Source organism: Priestia endophytica DSM 13796 (assembly GCF_900115845.1).
Classification (GTDB): Bacteria; Bacillota; Bacilli; order Bacillales; family Bacillaceae_H; genus Bacillus_I; species Bacillus_I endophytica.
In genome coordinates, this window is sequence record NZ_FOXX01000004.1 from 309,413 (window position 1) to 330,459 (window position 21,047).

The 21,047-nt window shown below is 35.0% G+C and carries 12 protein-coding genes and 1 other annotated feature (1 of these 13 cut by a window edge); of the genes, 3 read left to right on the plus strand and 9 right to left on the minus strand.

The window, feature by feature from the left end; genetic code table 11:
- Positions 1-36 (minus strand) — a binding site (T-box leader) (it extends 206 nt beyond the left edge of the window).
- 127 nt (positions 37-163) lie between these two features.
- Both BM012_RS10490 and BM012_RS10495 read right to left on the minus strand, forming a co-directional pair.
- Positions 164-988 (minus strand): STAS domain-containing protein, encoded by an 825-nt coding sequence (locus tag BM012_RS10490; RefSeq protein ID WP_061804159.1) that lies wholly within the window; start codon positions 986-988, stop codon positions 164-166.
- Between the two features lie 398 nt (positions 989-1,386).
- Positions 1,387-2,052 (minus strand): cyclase family protein, encoded by a 666-nt coding sequence (locus BM012_RS10495; RefSeq protein ID WP_061804157.1) that lies wholly within the window; start codon positions 2,050-2,052, stop codon positions 1,387-1,389.
- A 1,099-nt stretch (positions 2,053-3,151) separates the two neighbouring features.
- Here BM012_RS10495 and BM012_RS10505 point away from each other — a divergent pair.
- Entirely contained in the window at positions 3,152-4,231 is a 1,080-nt protein-coding gene (locus tag BM012_RS10505; protein ID WP_061804156.1) for an isocitrate/isopropylmalate dehydrogenase family protein, read from the plus strand.
- A 227-nt stretch (positions 4,232-4,458) separates the two neighbouring features.
- Here the strand turns inward: BM012_RS10505 and BM012_RS10510 are convergent, their stop codons facing one another.
- The 5 genes from BM012_RS10510 to BM012_RS10530 form a co-directional block, all read right to left on the minus strand.
- Positions 4,459-4,701, minus strand: coding sequence for a helix-turn-helix domain-containing protein (locus BM012_RS10510; protein WP_061804155.1), 243 nt, complete (start codon positions 4,699-4,701; stop codon positions 4,459-4,461).
- Positions 4,702-5,243: 542 nt separating this feature from the next.
- Positions 5,244-6,221 (minus strand): zinc-dependent alcohol dehydrogenase family protein, encoded by a 978-nt coding sequence (locus BM012_RS10515; protein WP_061804154.1) that lies wholly within the window; start codon positions 6,219-6,221, stop codon positions 5,244-5,246.
- A gap of 131 nt (positions 6,222-6,352) precedes the next feature.
- Positions 6,353-7,039 carry an MBL fold metallo-hydrolase gene (locus BM012_RS10520; RefSeq protein ID WP_061804153.1) on the minus strand — a complete coding sequence of 229 codons (687 nt, stop codon included), beginning with the start codon at positions 7,037-7,039 and terminating at the stop codon, positions 6,353-6,355.
- A gap of 205 nt (positions 7,040-7,244) precedes the next feature.
- Complete coding sequence (locus tag BM012_RS10525; RefSeq protein WP_061804152.1) at positions 7,245-7,700, minus strand: VOC family protein; 456 nt, start codon at positions 7,698-7,700, stop codon at positions 7,245-7,247.
- A 287-nt stretch (positions 7,701-7,987) separates the two neighbouring features.
- A complete protein-coding gene (locus tag BM012_RS10530; protein ID WP_061804151.1) occupies positions 7,988-8,683 on the minus strand; it encodes a 4'-phosphopantetheinyl transferase family protein in 696 nt (231 codons plus the stop codon).
- 775 nt (positions 8,684-9,458) lie between these two features.
- On the opposite strand from BM012_RS10530, the gene BM012_RS10535 reads away from it, so the two are divergent.
- Both BM012_RS10535 and BM012_RS10540 read left to right on the plus strand, forming a co-directional pair.
- Entirely contained in the window at positions 9,459-10,733 is a 1,275-nt protein-coding gene (locus BM012_RS10535) for a cation:proton antiporter (RefSeq protein WP_064504988.1), read from the plus strand.
- Between the two features lie 27 nt (positions 10,734-10,760).
- Positions 10,761-12,308, plus strand: a complete 1,548-nt coding sequence (locus tag BM012_RS10540) for an NAD(P)-binding domain-containing protein (protein WP_061804149.1) — start codon at positions 10,761-10,763, stop codon at positions 12,306-12,308.
- A gap of 201 nt (positions 12,309-12,509) precedes the next feature.
- On the opposite strand, the gene BM012_RS10545 is transcribed toward BM012_RS10540, so the two are convergent.
- Together BM012_RS10545 and BM012_RS10550 are read right to left on the minus strand one after the other, a co-directional pair.
- Positions 12,510-13,964: a pyridoxal phosphate-dependent decarboxylase family protein gene (locus BM012_RS10545; RefSeq protein ID WP_061804148.1), complete on the minus strand. Its 1,455-nt coding sequence runs from the start codon at positions 13,962-13,964 to the stop codon at positions 12,510-12,512.
- 55 nt (positions 13,965-14,019) lie between these two features.
- Positions 14,020-21,030, minus strand: coding sequence for an amino acid adenylation domain-containing protein (locus tag BM012_RS10550; RefSeq protein WP_061804147.1), 7,011 nt, complete (start codon positions 21,028-21,030; stop codon positions 14,020-14,022).
- Positions 21,031-21,047 lie beyond the last annotated feature (17 nt).

Below are 21,047 nucleotides of genomic sequence, written 5' to 3' on the forward strand. Positions count from 1 at the left end.
TATAAACCTTCTACTATTTCCAATCTTTGCTTGCTAATATTTAATTGAAAATAACAATATATAGAAAATTTAGATTTGTCAATAATTAATTTCATTTTCAAACGGCACAACTTTTTTATAAGCATTGCGACTTTATTTTAAATCTCCAGTAGATGATTAAATGTTACAATAAATAGTCCTTTAAAGATTGCTGTAGTGTTCCTTTTGTTATGGCCTTTTGAGTGAAATTAATGCCAAGGTGAATCATCTCTCTCACCAGTTCCGGTCTTAATCCGGTAATAACCGCCTGACATCCCATCATATTAATTCCATCCAGTACCTTATGAAAATGATCGATAACAACCACTTCCATATCCGTAATACCTGATAAATCCATAATTAATGTATGAATACGGGTTTTTGCAATATCCGTTAGTACCTTTTCTTCAATCGTTTCCATTCGATACGAATCAATGGTTCCTATTAAAGGGAGAATGGCAACGGTAGGACTAATTGGAATAATAGGTACAGATAGATGTTCAACATTTTTTCTTTGCCTATGGATTAATTCGTCTTTAAAATCCGAATAGCTTAGGAAAAATGTATTTAGAAATTGATCAATGTTATTATTAATTCGTTCCTCTAACTCAAAAAAATCTTCCCTAATGGTAGGTAAGTTGAATTCAGATTGGTATTCATAAATTGTTTTCCATAATGATCTTCTTATCGCCTGAATCCACTCCAGTTTAAAAGCTAGAGTAAGCGAATGCTGCGCCCAAGCAACACCTTCCTGTCTAGCGAATGCAACAATATCTTGATTGTTGTTTTCTAAGATATAAACAACTAATTTTTCAGCATTCTTTAAGAGATTAATATTACCTTGCTTTAGAATATCGTGAATAACCTCTGCAACATTTACTGCTTCTGATAACAACTTCTGTTGAAAAACTTCTCTCTTCCCCTTAACATAGTGAATCATATCTTGAATATCATTATTGCTATTCTCCATTCAATATAACCCCTTTCAGAATAACCTTATAATATCCCTCTAACTTGGTATTATAACTCGAATATACAAGATATCGCTAATTCTAACCTGCTCCTATAGTAGAAAAAACCCACCTACTTACCCCCCCTTGTCGTACCTTTAACAAAGGTCAGCTATATAATTATATTTGTATATGAAACTACGAAACCATTCATAATATTAACGTATGTCCCCATATGTAAAAACCTTTGCTCATACTGAGCAAAGGTTTTCTTCTTATTACAGAAAATTCTATATTGATTAATCACCATAACGTTGATTATCAGCACTAGAATCAACGAAGAATCCTTTATTATCAAGGATTCTCCTTTAGTTTTTAAGATGTTTCCAATACAACAAACTATGTTGTATAACTATAGTTAATTTGAAATTTCTACAAAGGCTCTAACTGGAAAAGTTCCAAAGTCTTTGATTTTTGGGGAAACAGCATAAAATAAAAAGTTTTCAGTTGAAATTTGTTTTAAGTTGCATAAGTGTTCAACGATGAGAATTTCTTGCCCTAATAAAGTGGTATGTACAGGACGATCTTTACCTGACGTATCATCTATATTCACAGAATCAATCCCAACTAAAGCAGCTCTTTTATCCACTAAATATTGTGCAGCTTTCTCCGTTAAATATGGATGATTTTCAAAGTATTGATCTGTATTCCAATATTGATCCCAACCTGTGTGAATAAGGACGGCTTTTCCCTCAATATCAAGATCATAAAACACGTCTTCATTAATCTCTTTTTTATTTTCATCAATATGAACGATAATTCCTTCTAGACCAGCCATCTTATCAATTGGTATTTCCGATAGATCTGTTCCATTAGCATACCTATGAAATGGAACATCAATATAAGTTCCTGTATTAGACACCATTTCTATTTTTCCAATTTGAAATTCTGTTCCTTCTCCATAATGTTTTCGAGATTCTTCTCGACTTAAATAATCACAAATGATTGGAGCAGGAAGCCCTTTATAAGTTATAATGCCATCTTGAATGGTATGACTCAAATCAATATATTCTTTACTTTTCATATTATCTCTCCTTTTATATTGATAAAAACAACTTACGTATGGAAATTTTATCATGTTTTTCTTTTTTAGGCTGTATATGATATACAAAGCTAATTAACATAATGTCCCTTATCAGTAGTCTATAAAAAATAAGCAGCTTGAATTAAGCTGCTTATTTTAGCTTCTAATAAAAATCTAGAATTAACATCGCGAACAAATCAAATAAAATGCTGTTAGGCACCATCTCAAATTATCTAATTACGCAATCAGAAGATTAGCGATGAAATAATTTTCTTCGTGGGACTATGACCTATTTTTTAGTGAGTAATTTTCGAACTACCTTTAAATTCATCAATAGAACCAAAAAAATAACAGGATAGACTATTGCTGAATACAATAATCTCCAGCCATTATAATAAAAAAAGTCCGTTTTAACTGTGAACTATTCAAACACAATTGAAAAAATGGTCCAACTTAAAATGTAACTTAATTTCATCCCTAAACTCTTAATAAAGGGATAAAAGTTTAAAAATAAAAAGCTAACAGATGGAAAATACATAATAATGGCTAAGAGTGACAGCCATTGAAAGCCTTTCTGAAAATAACTATATAGATTGTAATGTAAATCTAGAATTATGTCTGTTGTTATTCCGTAAGCGTAGGCAAAGCAAGATGTAGAATATATTTCAATATGAGTTAACTTCTTAGGTACAAAGAATGAGAGTAAATTAAAAATTATAAAAAAATAAAAATAATAACCATTGTCAGACACCTTCCTTTAAACCGTCCAAAGATTAATATGTTTCCTATCATTTCACTTTTACTACATTTTAATCCCTCTAGAAGCAGTCATTGTAATGATAATTTGCATTGGCCTTTTTATTTGCCCAAAGGAAGGTTGGGTTGTTCTAAGTAACTAATGTAATGTTTATTTTTTTCTTACCCTATATTTTGCATTAAAGTTATTCCTTTAAATCAAGGAATAGGAAAATTCTATTTATAATTATAAAAAAATAATATTTTATTAATTTCTATCTTCATATTACATTAATAGTATAAAGTTCAAGTTATTACAGGACTATTAAATCACCCTACTATATAGTGAAAGGATTGTTAAAAAATGACCACTTATCGTTTGGGAGTACTAGCTGGAGATGGAATTGGCCCTGAAATTGTAAGCGCTACAGTTGATGCGTTTAAAACAGCTGCAGATAAGGTTGGAGTAGATATTGATTGGATTGATTTACCTATGGGATGGGAAGGAATAAAACAATATAATGATCCCCTTCCAGAATTCACTACAAATGCTTTGAAGGATACTCATGGATGGATACTTGGTCCTCATGATTCTGCTGCTTATCCACTAGAACATAAGGTGAAACTTAATCCAAGTGGTGCTCTTCGTCATACACTAGATTTATTTGCTAACATCCGCCCTGCTAAAACCATGCCAGGGATTAAAAGCGTAGTAGGAGAAGCTGATTTAGTTATCTTCCGTGAAAATACAGAAGGTTTTTATGCCGATCGAAATATGTTTGCAGGCCATGGAGAATGGCAAATTACAGAAGACGTTGTTGTGACTTCAGGTGTCTTCACAAGAAAAGCTGTGGAACGAATTGCTCATGTTGCCTTTAAAATGGCGATGAAGCGTCGTAAAAAAGTAACCATCGTTCATAAAGCCAATGTTCTTCGATTAAGTACAGGGTTATTTTTAAATGTTTGTCGTGAGGTTGCGAAACAGTATCCTGAAGTCACTGTAGATGATTACCATATCGATGCAATGGCCGCTCATTTAGTACGTCGAGCGAAAGACTTTGATGTGATTGTGACAGAAAATATGTATGGAGATATTCTTTCAGACCTAGCAGGTGAGCTTGTTGGAAGTCTTGGATTAGCTCCTTCCATTAATGCCAATGCAACTGTAGCTATGGCACAAGCAGCCCACGGTTCTGCCCCAGATATTGCTGGTTTAAACATAGGAAATCCAACAGGTATGATGCTTTCAACTGTCATGTTAATGGAGTGGCTTGCTGAACGGCATAATGATAACAATCTTAAGGAAATAGGTAAATTAGTTGAGCAAAGCCTTTATCAATCACTTAAAGATGGAATCAAAACGAAAGATTTAGGAGGCCATGCTTCGACTTCAGAATTTGCAAAGGCTATTTCAGAGAGAATTAACCAAATCGTGGTAAGTTAATATAATCCCTGTCTGATTCAAAATTTAACTTTTAAATCAGACAGGGATTTCTATTTATTATGTATTGCTACTGAGGATTCTGATTTATATTGTTGTCACCTGTTTTTTAATTACCATAGTGTTCGTTATCAATATTAAAAAACTAATTCTCAGTTTGTATCTTATTTAATTACAGCTTCTGTTACTTTTTTAATGATGGTTTAACACTACTAGAGAGAACTTTATGATTAACATAATACCTGAATCAAAAAAAATTCAACAAGTAAGATAATAAAATCTATAATAAAGGGTAAGATAGAAAATTCTTCACCCTCTTCGTCTATAGTAGCTTTTTTCCAAGATATCTGCTCTTCTTTAACTAACTCATCTGGTGTAATAGCATAGATTTTACTCAGTTTAATCAAATTATCCATATCGGGATAATTCTTATTTGTTTCCCATCTGTAAATGGCTGGCTCACCTAGATACATTCATTTATTGAGCAAGGTTCTCTTAGGAGATATTTTTCATTTCTCTTAACTTTTTTAACCGCTTACCCAAAATCACTTTAATCATCTACCTTTCACTATTACTCTATAACAGATAAGTGAAATTATCTATAAACCCTTTGTAATAGGCATAAATCTATAGTTAACAAGGGAAATGTTAAATATCAAAGATGTATTTTTAGTTCATAGAGAAACAATTCAAGGAAGTTAAGAAAGCTTAATGCCCTTATGAATAAAGGGTACTGAGGATTTTTTATTAAAGGAGAAAAAGTTTTGAGTAGTAAGGGAGAGGAATTTGTAAAGTCTATAAAACCGGATAAATTATTAATGTATTCCCCTATCCATATAAACAAGAAAATCCTTTGCCCATAATTAGCAAAGGATTCCTTTTTATTAAGGGCTAGTCATTATAAGTAAGTTAACAAAAACCCTAATCATTTACAAATTAATAACATACAATAAATGTTCTTGCTTTATACCATATAGAAGGACCTAAATCTTTATTTATGTATTCTATATCTTTATTAGTTCATCGTTAGAAAAACTTTTCTTGATTCAGTGAGAGCTCTATGAACATTTGCTAACGAAAAGGATTGAGAGATTTGGCTAAGTTGTAGAGTGTCATCTCGAATCATTTGTATAAGTTGATAAAAAGTGGCGTGCCATTCCTTTACAGAGATATTTTTATTCCAATGACGAAGATGAAAGATCTCTGCTTGTGTTTGTGTACGTTCCATAATTTCTCGATAATTCAGAGGAACTCCTGACAGCAACCCAATACTTAAAAGGATTCCTTTCGGTTGTAAGCAGAAGGCTAGATGAGTTCCTTCTATTCCCCCAATAGCATCAATAGCAGCTGTAGCTCCTCTTCCCCGTGTTAAATCCATTACAGCTTCCTTTAGAGGTGTCTCTTCTGTGTTAATAACATAGGAAGCTCCTATCTCTAACAAGGAGGCTGTGTGTTTATCATTTCGAGTAATAGCAATAAGCTGGAATCCTATAATCTGAGATAATTGGACAAATATACGCCCTATAGAGGATCCACACGCGTTGACAAGGAGGATATCATCCGGTTTAAGTTTTAACACTTGATTACAAATGACCCACGCTGTAATTGGATTAATATATAACTGTGCAGCTATATGATTATGAATATCTTCAGGCAATACAATGGCTAATTCTGCTGGCGATGTGACAAATTCCTGCCAAGTCCCTTGTCCTCTCAAGGGAAGGACTCGTTTGCCAATAAACCACTTCGAAACAGAAGGTCCGACATCCTCTACAATCCCTACCCCTTCATAACCTGGTATGCTTGGTACTGTGATTCGGTTAGCATATGCCCCTGTAATCGGAATAATATCTGATGGATTGATAGGACTCATCTCCATTTTAACTAACAATTCTCCCTCTTGAGGTAATGGAACGTCTACTTCCTCTATACGTAAAACATCTGAGGGGTTCCCAAACTCATAATACTTAATACATATACCTTTTAAAGACATCATGTCCCTCCTTATTAAAGTTCTCTATTGAATTGAAAATACTTATCTTAGATTAAGAATATGATATATTTACTCCAAAGACAAAAATTTAAAGAGAGAAATAATAAAGAGTATCATCGTTTATCCTGCGATTATAACGTGAATTTCCCACCATGATAACAATAGTAATTTTCAGCTTTAAGATTTTTAATCTTTATCAGAGACTGTTGGGCTTTCTCAATATTTAAACAAAACTGTGGATTAGCAATGACTAATTCATGATTCTCTTTAACAGCTGCATCACCTGTAATTATACTTTTCAACCTTGGAAAATATAATGAAATATGCCCTGAAGTATGCCCTGGTGTTGCTACTATTCTACATTCGTTATCTAAAATCATATCTCCATCATGTACTTTCTTATTAATTAAAACAGGCTTCAAATTCTTTAGTTGTTGTATAAACCATTTACCAAATTCCATATCTTCATTTGACATATTTTCTAGCATTTCTTCGGCTTGAACCAATCTTTCTGCCTTTAATTCACCACTAATGTATTTTGATTCAACTTCACTAGCTATAATAGTAATCCAAGGATACTTTTCTTTAAAATCATATAAGGAACCTATATGATCATCATCATAGTGAGTAATAATTATATTTTTTAAATTCTTCATTTCATATCCATTTTTCAGAATTTCATTTTCGATTAAAGTTAAAAAATTGATACACCCTGTATCGACCAAGGTTAGTTCATTATTCAGTATAATTAAGCTAGGATAAATACATTTTTTTTGTCTATTGAATTCATATTCAATTGGTAATTCTATTATTTTCATTTTTCTTCCTCCATTTATTTCTTATTTAATTTGATTATTCACCTTAATAGAATTTTGCATAATCCCATTACTTTACTATGCATAGATTATTCATTTTCAGTTCACATAATGTTGGTTATAGTCATCAAATGATCCTGTAATAATCAACTTTACAAAAAACAGGCTGTCTATCAAATAGACAGCCCATTTTTTCAGGCGTATGCTCTCACTTATTCATTTCTTCCCATTCACTAAAGGAAAGTTTGTTAGTTATATGTCTTAAATGTTCAGGTACTTCTACGTAACACATTAACTCTAAACTGTTTCCATCTGGATCATTAAAGTAAACTGTGCCGTTACCTTGATTTGGACGTATAAAGGGATCTATCGGTTGATTTGGATTAACAGGTCCAACTTTAATTCCGAGAGTATTTAACCATTCTACTGATGTCTTTAAATCCTCATATGTTACTTCAAAAGCAATATGGCGCAGTGCAGGATGATAAGGCGTCTTATATTCATCACCTTCCCATAAACCTAGCCAACTTCGTCCTTTATCAATCCAAAAGAAAGCTGTAGATTCATCGCGCCAAGCAAGTTCCAAACCTAATCTCCTATAGAAATCTATTGAATTTTCCAAATCCTTAACAGGTAGATGTGCTTCGTATATTCCTTTTATCAATTTACATCATCCTCATTTCTAATGATAGACCATTTTATAAAATGGTCTATTACACATAGATTTTTACGAGGGAATTAAGCTTACTTTAAATGCATTATAAGAAAACATAAGAGATTCAACTATAAATTTAGTCAATATTTTGATTAAATAACAAAAGGTTGTTACTTTGTTTATTGTTAATATACTGACAATAAATAATAGGTGAGATAAATTCGATATTATTTGTCTTCCACAGTCATTACTTAAATATTGTTTTTGAAGACCCAGCGCACCCTAAAAAGAAAGCTTTAATTATAATTCTCCCCTAATAATAAATAGTTTATTTTAGATTGGCTATATTGATAAAATTGAAAATTTTCAACTGGTTTAGTAGAACAGACTGACATACAATAATCATCATTGATAAATTCACTATGGAAATAATAAGTTTTATTATTTTCCTCAAAATATGGTTTGATTTCGTTATTTATAGAGGAAAAGCAGATAGAATTAAGAGGAGAATACAACCCCCTACCGGTCGCTTTCAAATAGCTCTCTTTTAAAGTCCAAATCTTAAAAAATTTTCCCCTCATGTTAGATTGACAAGTTATATACTCATATTCTTGTTGTGTAAAAAAACTTGATGATAATTCTTTATAGTCTAGATTGATACATTCTTGAATATCAACTCCAATTTCCTCACTCCCTATAGCTATAGCAATAAATTTACCAGAATGAGATATATTAAATGCGAGTGCCTTTTCTGAGTCTATATAGGGTTTTCCATATTTCCCATATTTAAATTTAATATCTACTAATTCACAGCAAAGTTCACATGAAATTAAATATCTAAGAAATAAGTGACTTAGGAATGAACGTATTTTATCCTTTTCATTTACGAATTTTGAAATTTTTTGTCTAATCTCCTTATCTAATATTGGGTAGAAACTCCTGTAATTATTAAAATCATAGCGATAATCTATATTAAGTAAGTGTATCTGCACTTATAAGCTCTCCTTTATAAACTTTGTCATGAATATATGTTAATCTTCTTCAGGATAATATATCCAAAAAACAATATCAAATGATGTTTTGGTTCACGAAATAATCTATTTTTTAGAATATTTTCATTTACATTGTCATTATGCGAGAAATTGATAGTTTTGTTTTTGATATAATAAAAGTATTATTTTTCTATTCAACTATTTATAATGATTAATGTGCAAAGAGGCTATGTCTATACAACTGATTTAAAGTTTAGTGTCTGATTGTCCATCTTAATGCAATATAGAGCGATTCTCAGAAAGAGAATCAACAAAGAAAAAAGCTGAAGATACTCTTCAGCTTTTTATTATACCGTCCAATGTTCAAATGAAGAAATTCTTAAATCTCCTTTTTTGGTCACATTGCGGTATTTCACAACACCTTTTAACTTCGGCTCAAAGTAGATAAAATTGTGTTTTTCGTTAACAAACTATTAAATAGCAAAATTTTTTTTAAAATAGTTAACAAATTATTAAATAGCAGAAGGATTTTTTTAAATATTATATAAATTATATAGGGTGTTAAATATTTACATAAGAAAGGAGGAAGAGTATTTCGCAATATTGACAACGTTACATTTATACTAGGGGTACATTTTCCAGGAACGAAAGAAATGCAGTTCATACGCCGGCTTGATCCCAATGGATAGATTCTTGTCTAAAACAAGGCAAAAGCGTGAGAATGAAGAATAAAAAATTAATCTATAGAAGGAGTTAATTACACTTGGGCAGTAATATGGAGTTGTTTTTAAGTTTTATCCCTGCTTTGATTTTAGTATTGGTAGCTTCTTATATCTGTGGTAATTTAGCTCGTTATATTGGGCAACCCAAAGTGGTTGGTGAAATGATAGCCGGAATTTTAATCGGACCTTCATTTTTAGGGATATTTGCCCCTCAATTTATGTCTACTCTATTCACTATAGATATAAAAAGTATTTTATATATTCTTAGTAATATAGGTTTGGGTATGTATATGTTCCTTGTAGGAGCAGAAGTAGATGAGAAGAAACTGACAGGAAACCTAATTAAAAAATGCACAATTCTCTCTACATCTGGAATAATCGTTCCGCTTCTATTAGGAATCATGGTTGGGGTCATTTATTATTCAAAGCTATCCCTTCCCGATGTGAATATATACCTATTTGCATTATTCATAGGGTCTGCTCTGGCACTTACGGCTTTTCCAATGTTAGCGAGAATTTTACAAGAACGGAATTTAACCACGTCTAACTTTGGTACATTAGCTTTGATTGCTGCTTCGATTGATGATGCACTGGCATGGTGTTTAGTTGCATTAATTACTGCATTAGCACAAGCACAAGGCGTATTAGCAGGAATAACTGCTATTACTTTCGGTACGTTATTCGCTTGTTTTATGCTTCTTGTTGGGAAGAAGTGGTTAACGCGTCTAGGAGAAAGAGTGGAAAAAGAAGGATCACTTTCGATGAATCATTTCTCCTTAGTCCTTCTGCTCCTTCTTGTTGCCATTTGGTTTACTGACTATGTTGGTGTTTATTCTGTGTTTGGTGGTTTTATCGTAGGTTTGTCGATGCCAAGAAATAAGGTTTTTTTACAAGAATTGAAATCGAAATTCCAGCCTTTTGTAATTACTTTGTTATTACCCATTTTCTTTGCTTATTCTGGACTAAATACAAACTTCACAACGATCTTTAATGATATGTCACTTCTGATTCCCGCAATAGTAGTGCTTGTTGCATCGATTGCGGGTAAATATGGAGGATGTGCACTAGCCATGAAAAGTATTGGATATTCTTGGCGGGAAGCGTCCGCGATTGGGATTCTAATGAATGCACGAGGTTTAATGGTGCTTATCCTTGTTAACATCGGAATCACATACAAAATCATTACACCTCAAGTTTTCGCCATTTTAGTATTAATGACACTGGTTACTACCATTGTGGTAATGCCGATCTTTAATATTCTTTATCCAGAAAACCCAAAAGAAAATCAAAATGTTCTAGATTTAAAACCATTTTCAAAACAATCTTAGGATTGCAGTTATAATGGAGGGATTTACATGGAAAAATTACATGATGTTATTATTGTTGGTGCAGGTCCGGGTGGTCTTCAAGTAGCATTGTCTTTAAAAGAGCTCTCTGATGAATATAATCAGAAACTAGATTTATTGATGATTGAGTCGGGAAAACAGGCAGGTGCATTCTACACCAAATACCCCGTGCATGGCCAATTAATCAGTAATAATAAGCTTTATACTGGAAAACCGCCAAAGAGTCGTTTCTCAGAGAGATTTGACTGGAATAGTTTATTAACAAAAGAAAAGAAAATCATGATGAGGAATTACAGTCGTGAGTTCTTTCCTCGACGCGAAGCATTAGTAGAAATGTTAAACGATTTGGTAACAGAATATGAATTACAAGTTATGTATAATACAATGTGGAAAGCGACTCGCAAAACGGAACAGGGGTACTTTGAGGTAGAGACTGACAAAGGAAAACTGTATTGTAAGTTTCTTGTAATTGCAACAGGAATGACCCCAAATCCTCCACCTATTCCTGGTTTAGAATTTACTACTCCATATCATGAGATGAAAAAGAAAGAGCACTACCGTGATAAACGGGTACTAATCATCGGCAAAGGGAACAGTGGAATGGAATGCGTACAAGAGATATTAAATGAAGCCAACCTAATTATGGTTGCAAGTCGTCATTCTACCCGACTAGCATATAAAACCCACTATGTTGGAGATATTAGAGCAGTTAATTCATTGCTAGTGGATAACTATCAGTTAAAACATCAAGCGGCGTTATTAGATTGTGAAATCCTAAATATTGAGAAAGTGGATGAAGGCTTTAATGTCACCGTTCACTATAAGCATGCGGAGGATGAAAAAGAGGTGTTATTCTTTAACGAAATCATTGCCGCAACAGGTTTCCGTTCAAATATAGACCATCTAGTGAAAGATCTTAACCTTAAGATTATTAACAAGAAATATCCTTCTATATCAGGTGTTTTCGAATCAACAGAAGTCTCGAATCTGTTCTTCGCTGGCACTCAAACCCATGGTTTAGATTATCGAAAAACATCCAGCGGTTTTATACACGGCTTCCGATATAACAGTAAGGTTCTTGCTCATAAAATAGCAGATCGGCTAGAATTCCCAATAAAAAATGTCATGATCTCAAACGAAGAAGTTGTTGGACATATCCTGGAAGAACTTACAGAGGCTTCTGATCCTTATTTGCAACCAGGATTTATTGTATATGTGATGAAATATGAATCCGGCATGTGGAATATTCATGGTTATCAAACGATTATTGAGTTTGAAAATACACCTTTGCAAGAGGATGAAGTGTTACTTGCCGCTTCTTTAGAATATGGAGATATTCATAAGTTTGCTGATCCTTTAAATATTCCTCGAGTACCTGGACAACCGCAGGAGAGTGTCCATATTCACCCTGTGGTCAGAGTACGAAAAGGAGAAAATGCCATCGAGAAATTAGACTTAGAAGAACATTTGGAAAATGAGTTTACGGATTTGCCAACTTATCATCAACCTTTAGGTGAATTTCTAAAAGCTATGTTAGACACCAAGATTAATATTTAAAAAACAAAGGGTTCGTGGGGCGTTTTCCCTACCGAACCCTTTTGCATTCATATAAAAAACAAATCAAACAACCGACTCCTTCATGTACAGGCAATCGGTTGTTTGATGTCTAAAACAAGGATAAACGAACGATTCCCCTAAATGATACGTAGCTCTTCAATTTTATGTTTCATCGTTAAAAGTCGCTTGTTTCCCAGCATATCAAAATTTCGGAATGGAAATTAGATGTTTGTACGATGTGCTTACTTCCTCTGCCAATGCTTTTATTTTCATCATGATTTGGAGCATTTCTTCTGTTGTTGTCCTTGGGTTGATGGAACAAAGTCGAATAACCACTTTCTCTTTCAATTCGGTCGTACTTAACATGGCAAATCCTCTGCGAGTAATTTCTCCCACCAATTTTTTGTTTATTTCATTGATTGTATCTGTTGATGCTAATTCACAAGGGATATAACGAAAAGTAACAATTCCTAACTGGGCAGGTGTTACTACCTCCCAATCTTTCGCTTTCCCTAAGAACGTTTCAACTTGTTCAGCCAACATGATTCCATGATCAATTGCCTGGCGAAAAGCTTCCACTCCAAACACTTTAAAAGACAGCCACACCTTTAACGCCCTAAATCTACGCGAAAGTTCAATTCCACATTCTCCAAAATTGATTTCTTCTTCTATATTGGTTTCCGAATCCTTAATATACTCTGGGATCATACGAAATGTTTTGCTTAAGTATTGGTTGTTTCTAATGAGTACACAGCCCACATCATAAGGCTGAAAAAGCCATTTATGAGGATCCAACGTCAAGGAATCGACACGATGAATTCCTAGAAGCAAAGCACTTCCTTTTTCACTGAGAATTGCCGGGGCACCATAGGCTCCATCCGCATGTAGCCATACATCTTCGTCATTACAAAGATCAGCCAACTCATTGAGGGAATCAACCACTCCACAATTAGTTGTTCCAGCATTAGCAATGACACAGAATGGTTTTTTCCCCTTTGTTCGATCTTCTTTTAGTTGCTTTTTCAAAGCACTGACTGAAATTCGTAAATGTTCATCCGTTTCGATTCGGCAAATTTGATGGTGTTTGAAACCCAATACTTTTAGTGCCCGATTCACAGAAAAATGAGTTTGGTCGGAAAAATAAACAACCGCATTTTCTATGTCATTATTAAGCTTGACCTGCCTAGCTACAGTAAGCGCGGTCAAATTAGCCATGGAACCTCCGCTTACAAATAGCCCTTCAGCCGAATCAGGGAACCCTAACATCGATTTTAACCAATTGATTGTCGTTAATTCGATTTGCTCAGCACCTGCGCCTGCTATCCAAGCTGTCGGAAATACATTAAATCCACTTGCTAAAAAATCTGCTACTACTCCAACATAATTGCTGGGCCCTGGTACAAAAGCCAAAAAATGAGGATGATCCACATGGGTAATCTGATTAAACACGTTCCTAGTAAGAAAATGAAGGAGCTCTTTCGGATCGGCTCCGTTTTCTGGGATTGATTCTGTCAGCTTGTTTCTGAGAATATCACTATCAATTGCTTCAGATACTGGTTTACTTTTCAAATGATTCATATGGTCAATGATTAAATCAACCGCTTGATATCCTAACTGACGCATCTTTTCAGCTGATAACTGCAAGTTTTCCGACACTCATTTCACTCCTATTCAATTTTAAAAGGCGAGTTGTTGCTCGCCTTTTCATTTTTTATAATTGATAATCGCCGATTGTCTGTGTTGGATTATGAACGATCGTTTTGATTAATGTATGGAGGTGATTCAATATTTCCTGTACTTGCTCCGCTTCATAGATATTTTGATCATATCCAAATTTCATTGTAAGTTTCTCTTCAGGGAAGCATATAATTCCGTACTTCACATGCGGCTCATCAACAACTTCGTAATCTGTAATGGCAAAATTTCTGTTCTCATTTGAAGAGAAAATAGATGGATTTGTAGGATAGTTTTCAAACACCCAAAGATGGTCGGTCAACTGGTCGGTCAACTCACTTTGTTTTTGGATCTCAACAAGAGAATAGTAAGCATACTCATTACATTTCAATGTTTCTTGTTGAACTTTTTGCAGGAGATCCACAAAGGATTGCGTTTCTGCCCAAGCTACTCGGATAGGCAAAACATTTGTGAACAGACCAAACATATTTTCAATCCCTTCCACCTCAGGAGGTCTGACTGATACCAGATTGGGTAATACTACTTCTTTCGTTCCATTGTATTTACCAAGCAATATACCCCATACAGCTAGTAAAGCCGAATTCATGGTTACATGGTGTTGGGTTACAAATGTCCGTAACTGATTGGTTAGATCCTCATCTAACGTTAAATCCAGAAATGTAAAGCTTAACCCTTTACTTTGAGTTGGTACCTTCTTTTTTGGAATGCTGATTTTCCGATTGTACCCTGATAAATAATCGCGCCAAAAACGGCGTGCTTTCTCATAATCTTGCGCTAAAGTCCAGTCAATGAATGTTTGAAAAGGTTTTACTGGGGGTAATTCCACTTTAGTTCCTGCATTTTTTGCTTCATAGAGTTGGAATAATTCGTCTAACAAAATACTGACACTCCAACCATCACATAATAGATGATGGGCACTCCAAACTACCTTATATTCGTTATTCTTTAGTTGAAAGACACAGAGACGGGTCATGAGCTCATCATTATTGAATCCTCGGCCTAAATTTTCACTCATCCACTGGTCTAAGCATACTTGTTGCTCTTGTCTCGTCATCTCAGTCAAGCTTTGTACCTCTGAAATCATTTGAACATCATGTAACACAGCTTGCCAAGGTTGTTCTTGTTCATCTCGCATAATGATCGTTCTTAGAGAATCATGACGATCAACTAATTGTTGAAAACACTGAATAAAGAGATCTACATCCAGTCTCCCCTCAAGTGTCCAAATCGTTTGTTCAAAATAAGCATTGGTATCGGGTTCAATTACAGCATGTTCATAAATAACTTGCTGGAAGGGCGCCAATGGATAGATTCGTTCTATTTTTAGAGCCGGCATTTTTTCTTGTATTTTGTTAAGCGTATGTTGATTAAGCTGTTTATCTCTAACATTCAGCGATATAACTTTATTTTCTTTCTTTTTGTTTATATCATCTGTTTGTAAGTGTGAAGGTCGATCTATTCTCTTAATAGAAGGAAGCATGTCACCGAATACAGGGAAGTCAAATAAACTTTTGGGGTCTAACTGAAATCCTTGGACATAAAGTCGTCCAGAAACTTGAATAGCCTTAATCGAATCGCCACCCAAGGCAAAGAAATGATCATTTACTCCGATTTGGTCTACTTTGAGCACTTCTTGCCATACACTGATCAATATTTTTTCCATTTCAGTTTTTGGAGCAATATACACCTCATTTTTTTGTTTCTCTGGAGCAGGAAGCGCCTTTCGATCTAATTTTCCATTAGGAGTCAAAGGTAGTCGCTCCAAATAAACAAAATAAGAAGGAAGCATGTACTCTGGCAAGTGGTCTCGCAAATATTTTCGTAGTTCTGTTGTACTGATATCCTGCTCAGTTACTACATATGCGACTAAAAATTTTATCTCATTCTCATCTGTCTGGTCAATCACTACAGCTTGGTCTACTTGTTTGTAAGTGAGAAGGCAATGGGCGATCTCTTCTAACTCTACTCGATATCCCTGAATTTTGACTTGGTAATCATGACGTCCTAAAAATTCAATATACCCCTCGGGATGCATCCTGCCACAATCCCCTGTCTTATAAATAAGACCAAGGTCTGGATGGGACACAAACACTTCGTTCGTTTTCTGTTCATCATTCAAATATCCTTGGGCAAGGCCCACTCCCCCAATATATAAATCACCGATCACACCAACTGGGCACATTTTCTTATCGTAGTTCAGTACATAATACGTCTGGTTTGCCAAAGGCATCCCATATGGAATGCTGTTCCAGTGTGCTTCCACCTGTTTGACTGGATAATAAATCGACCAAATTGATGCTTCTGTTGCCCCCCCCAGTGAAATTACTTCCGCGATCGGAAAATGTCGTTTTATTTTTTCTGGTAAAGGAAGTGGAATCCAATCTCCACTAAGTAAGACCAAACGCAAGGAAGCATTTTCAAAATGAGAACCTACCTGATCTACTGCCAAATCCATGATTGCAGGGACTGTATTCCAGATCGTAATCCCTCTGCGTTCAACCGTACGGATTAGTTCTTGCATGTCTCTTGGATCACGAATCATTACCAACATTGCACCTGTACTTAACGCTCCAAAAATATCGTATACAGACAGGTCAAAACACATGGAGGAGATACCGATAATGCGATCGTCTTCATTCACCTGATATTTTTGATTGATATCTTGAATTGTATTTGAAACCGCTTGGTGAGTAATGATAACTCCTTTTGGTTTTCCGGTACTTCCTGAAGTATAGATAATATAGGCAATATCTTCCATACCAGCAATGCTAGGCAAATCTTCTGTTGCATATGATGATAAATGTTTCTCTTTATAAAGACCAGGCTCCAACAAAAGTTTGCACGAGCTATTTTCTAAGATATATGTTTGTCGATCTGGCGGATGATCGGGATCGATAGGTACATAAGCAGCACCCGCTTTTAATATCCCTATCATATTAACAATCGTATCAACCCGTCTCTGTGCCAAAAGACCCACTCTGTCACCTAGACTAATCCCTTGTTCTTGCAAATAGTGAGCAACTTGATTGGAGCGTTGATGAAGGTGCAAGTAAGTCAACCACTCTTGTTCAAAGACCACTGCCACTTGATCTGGTGTACGTTTTACTTGGTCTGCAAACAATTGATACAAGGTAGTGGAAAGTATTTTTTCTGTTGTCTGATTGTACTGCTCAATTAAAGAATGATCCGATTTTTTCACTTGCAAAGAGGTTACGTCTCTTTGTTTCACCAATTGTTCCAACAAATCGACAAATTGAGAAAACATTGCTTCCATCACATCAACATCAAACAATTCTTCTACATAGTTCCAGCTGATCAATAACTCTCCATTTTTTTCAATTACCACATTATCCAAATACACTTGTGGAGTCCGAGCATGGATATGGCGGAGAGAGCCAAGCTGCTCCCAAGCAAAAGCACCCGCGCCTGCTAGCATCGAGGTGAAAACAATTGGCATAACTGCTTTTGGTCTCATTTGGTGATATCGAGTAAAATCTCGAATAAAGCTAACTCCATCATAATGACGATGTTCAAGTCCATCTAATAAAGTCGATTGAGTTTGCTCCACTCTGGTAAAGAAAGATTGCTCTGGATTCACATCCACGTCCAACAAGATGAGTGACGTGAAATCTCCTACAATCTGCTCTACTTCTTCATGAACAGGATAACGGTTAAATACAGTCAAATTAATTGCCAATCGACGTTGATTACTCCAATGTGCCAACACTTCTCCATATAACGTACAAAGGAGAGCGGAAGGAGTTACTTCTTTCTCTTGTGCCAGCTTCCGTAACTTCGTCCATTTATCTTTGTCCAAGATCTTAGTAAGTGATTGAAAGTTAGGGGTAGCAATCTCTTCTGGATCCTTTTTTAACAGTAGAGAAGGAGCAAATGGAAAGTCAGGAAGCTTGTTTGTCCAATAATCTTTTGCTTTTTTATATTCTTTGCTTTGTTCCATTTCATCATAGATGAACATGTAATCTTGAAAATCAAAAGAAAGAGATTCCAATCTTTGATCTGGTTTGTGATAATAATGCAACAAATCATGTCCAATGATGTTCATGCTTGCCCCGTCCATCAATAAAGCATCATATCGAAAACATAACAAATAAGTGTCTTCTTTTAAGAGAAAGGCTTTCAATTCGAACAAAGGCCATTGCCCCAAAGGAAATACATGGTTGGTCATTCGAGAACGTTCTTCTTGCAATCGAACATTTTGTTTTCCCTCATCTAAACCAATGAGATTTTCTATTTCAATCTGATAATCAGGAACGTCTTGTAAGATTTGCTGTTTTCCCTCTGGCAAGATCACAGCTCGTAACATAGAATGGCGCTGAATTACCTTTTGTAAACTTTGCGAAAGCCGATTGATATCCAATTTTGTTTCATATTCAAAATACGTTTGAGGTGAAATGCCGCTTAATTCAAACTGCGAATTACGCCCTAACATGTAAGCTGTCTGAACTTCTGTTAAGGAAAATGGCTTGGACAAATCTTTAACACGGATTGGTATTTTATCTAGGCTTTCTTCTTTCTGCTCCACTTCTACACAAGAACTAAGTTGAGCAATCGTGGGATATTTAAAAATATCCCTTGTACTTACTTTCAGATGGTCTTTTCCTAATAAGTTGATAATCTGTAGTGCCTTAATCGACTCTCCTCCTAAGGCAAAAAAGTGATCATGAATACCGATCCGCTCGATCTCCATCACTTTTTCCCATGCTTGCACCAATTTCTGTTCGATTTGATTTCGTGGGGGGACATATGGGATGGAGATTTGATCTATTTGAGTTAAATCCACCAATCTTTTTCGATCCACTTTCCCATTTGGAGTCAGTGGAATCTCTTTTACCTGAATTATTTTTTCGGGAATCATAAATTCAGGCAATTTATTGCTTAGATATTTTCTGAGCTCTTCAAAAGGGATCTTCTTATCCGATCCATAGTAAGCAGCTAACGATTTTCTGTTTCCATCTACCTGATCAACAACAATAGCTTGGCCTATCTCTGGATGCCTCTTTAGCTCAGCCTCGATTTCCCCTAATTCAATCCGATATCCCCTTATTTTCACCTGATGATCCATTCGACCGAGATATTCAAGTTCTCCATTAGGTAGCCATCGGACGAGATCACCAGTACGATACATCATTTCTCCCGCCACAAAAGGATTCGGAACAAATTTTTCATCTGTCAATTTAGATTTACCAAGATAACCCCGAGCTACCGCCGCTCCAGAAATACAGAGCTCTCCCGGTATTCCCCAAGGTTTCATTTGACTATATTTATTCAATACATAAGAATAATAATTGGGATTAGGTTTCCCAATCGTCACTTCTTTGGCAGTACTCAAATCTTTTACTGCTGCACAAATGGTTGTTTCTGTCGGACCATAGATATTTAAAATTTGCGCTTTGCTGATGCTTCGAATTTTTTCAATCAAATCAATTGAAAATGCTTCTCCTGCTAACAAAATGAACTTTAAATCTCTTAGAAACTCTGCTCCTTCTGGATCACTCAAAATCAATTCCATTCGCGATGGGGTCGATTCCCATAAATCCACCTTATGTTCTTTGACCAAATGAGCCAATTCTTTTGTTACAAACTGTCCCTCTGTAGCAATGACTACCTTCGAGCCTTGAGTTAAAGGGACACATATTTCTAACAGAGATATATCAAAAGAGACGCTAGCAAGAAACAGGAACGACTGATTATCTTTTAGCTTTTCACTCATAATGCTTAAGAAATGGACGAGGGATCTCTGTTCCACCATTACGCCTTTTGGATTTCCTGTTGATCCTGATGTGTAAATAACATAAGCCAGATCATTAGGTTCACTTTCCCGATTTAGATTGCTTTCTTCACCCTGGAAGAGATGTTCCTCATCAAGATACAATACCTCACCAGCAAATTGAGGCAATTCTTTCTCTGTTCGCTTGCTTAGTAACCATTTTGCTTGACTATCTTGTAACATATATTCAATTCGTTCATTTGGATAGTAAGGATCAATTGGTAGATAAGCCCCTCTAGCTTTTAAAATCCCCATCATGCCAATGATCATTTCCACTGATCGATCTACCATAACTCCAATAATACTTTCTTTGGATACCCCCTTACTTTGAAGAACAGAAGCCAATTGATTTGCTTTCTTATTCAATTCTCTATATGTCAAAGATTGATTATTACAAACAACAGCAATTTGATCTGGGGTTTTCAACACTTGCTTCTCAAACAAATCCTGAAATGTTTGAGACAAGTTTATACCCAGCTGAACTTGATTAAATCCTTCTAGCAACTCTTTTTCTTCTTCCGAAATGATACAGATATCTTTCACAGCCAGATCAGGGTTTCTCAACACTTGCTTTAAAACATAAAGATAAGATTTAACAAACTGTTGCAAAGGAAAAAGAGAATGAGACTTGCAAGAAATTTGAAATTCAAATTCATTATGTTTTTCATTCCATTTTCTTTGTATCCAGATGGCTAATTCATCCTCTAAGCATTCTTCTAGTGAATTTTTATTATGTAATCCTTCCATTCCCAAAACGATTTGAAATGGAGTTGAATAGAGCTTCGCTAATAATTCAGAGAGTGGATAATGCTGATTTTCATAACCAAGTAAAGTCGTTTGTTGGACCTGCTCCACTACTTGCTTAAAGGAGTGAAGGGGATGGATTTCAGTTCCTATAGGAAGCAAATCATTCAGCTTCTCTCTTTGTTCATGATCTTTTTCGATTACAGGAACCCCAATTATGCTCCTTTCTTGGTCTGTATAATGTACCAAGCAAACCCTTAAAGCAGCCTGTAACCAGTTAAATAAAAATAAATCCTGTGACTTACTTACTTTTTGTAAACTTTGACTAAACTCTGCATCCATTATGACTTGAACATGGTCGCATAGATTGTCTTTATTCATTTGATAACCACTATTAAATAACGAAAAATCAGGTACATCAGAAGATAATTGCTCTTTCCAAAACGATTCTGCCCCTTTATACTCATGAATCGAACTCAGATCTTTGATATACATTCTTATCTTCATCCCCT

Excerpts from the sequence above, each read along its gene's own strand:
- BM012_RS10515 (WP_061804154.1), bottom strand. The coding sequence starts at position 6,221 with ATGTCTTTAAAAGGTATATGTATTAAGTATTATGAGTTTGGGAACCCC.
- BM012_RS10550 (WP_061804147.1), bottom strand. The coding sequence starts at position 21,030 with ATGTATATCAAAGATCTGAGTTCGATTCATGAGTATAAAGGGGCAGAA.
- BM012_RS10505 (WP_061804156.1), top strand. The coding sequence starts at position 3,152 with ATGACCACTTATCGTTTGGGAGTACTAGCTGGAGATGGAATTGGCCCT.
- BM012_RS10520 (WP_061804153.1), bottom strand. The coding sequence starts at position 7,039 with ATGAAAATAATAGAATTACCAATTGAATATGAATTCAATAGACAAAAA.
- BM012_RS10510 (WP_061804155.1), bottom strand. The coding sequence starts at position 4,701 with ATGTATCTAGGTGAGCCAGCCATTTACAGATGGGAAACAAATAAGAAT.
- BM012_RS10495 (WP_061804157.1), bottom strand. The coding sequence starts at position 2,052 with ATGAAAAGTAAAGAATATATTGATTTGAGTCATACCATTCAAGATGGC.
- BM012_RS10490 (WP_061804159.1), bottom strand. The coding sequence starts at position 988 with ATGGAGAATAGCAATAATGATATTCAAGATATGATTCACTATGTTAAG.
- BM012_RS10535 (WP_064504988.1), top strand. The coding sequence starts at position 9,459 with ATGGAGTTGTTTTTAAGTTTTATCCCTGCTTTGATTTTAGTATTGGTA.
- BM012_RS10540 (WP_061804149.1), top strand. The coding sequence starts at position 10,761 with ATGGAAAAATTACATGATGTTATTATTGTTGGTGCAGGTCCGGGTGGT.